The organism is Clostridium sp. DJ247 (genome assembly GCF_014231265.1).
Genome location: NZ_JABAIW010000139.1, coordinates 1 through 1,037, shown reverse-complemented (window position 1 = coordinate 1,037; position 1,037 = coordinate 1). Strand labels below are relative to the sequence as shown.

Sequence of the window (1,037 nt, the reverse complement as noted above, 5' to 3'; positions counted from 1 at the left end):
GCTACATGAGTTCCTATTAAGGCTTTTTCTATTGGACCAACATTTCCGCTGTCGTCCATTGGTGAAGCATTCCAGCAGGTTGGGGTAATAATTTGATATTTTGATATTGTTGAATTTGCTACTGATACCCAATGTCCTAGAGCTCCTCTTGGAGCTTCAGTTAAGCCTACTCCACTTCCTGAAGTTGGTGTACCTATATTGGTATATCCACTTGTACCAGTTACTATTTGATTTATCCATGTGCTCAGATTACTTGCAATCTTAGCTGTTTCTATATATTTTGCCATATGCCTGTCCATAACTGATACACCATGTGTATAATCTCCACTTACCCAAGTTCTTGCTATAGAACCTGCTTCGTAAGGTTGTCCATTATATCTTGGAGCCTTAAGCCAAGTATATGCTCCTGATTTTCCATAGTTTGGTGTTGTTGTCTCACTAGCAGGGTTTACTCCAGATGGTGAGGAATACCAAGAATGGCCTACATATTCCTTAATGTTAGCTTGGTTAAAGCTTCCTACTGTTCCATTAGTTACTGTACCTGCTGGGAATAACTTATTTCCATTGGTATCTGTATCAAACACACCATAAGACATTAAATCACCGTAACCTGTACCTACAGTATAGTAATCGCTGTAGGTTGACGCTAATTTATTAACATCTGCTTGATAAGTATTGGTAATAAAGGATGTTATTGTATTTAAATAATTCTTAAAATTACTTATATCTGTTGAAGATGGTATTGCAGTTACACCACCAGGAACAACGTTAGCAACGTGTGGAAGCTTTCCGCTAAATATTGCACCCATTTCGTGTGCTTGTCTTCTAATTGATAAGGCTGTTATATAATTGTCAACTAGCTTTTGGTTATCTGTTGAATTAAATCTATAATCTTGACTATATCCAGGCGTCCATGGGTGCATTTGTGGTCCTTGAACATAGTCCATTAACGCTAGGTGATAGAAATGCAGAATATTATCTGATAAATAATTAGAGCCCTGAATAAGATTTCTTAAAAGTAACCCTTGTAAAGTAGG

General features: G+C 37.1%; 1 protein-coding gene. It reads right to left on the bottom strand.

Features of this window, described 5'->3' with window-relative positions; translation table 11 throughout:
* Positions 1–1,037, bottom strand: a 1,037-nt coding sequence (locus tag HGI79_RS22425; protein ID WP_185652884.1) for a nickel-dependent hydrogenase large subunit, incomplete at both ends; no start/stop codon positions are given.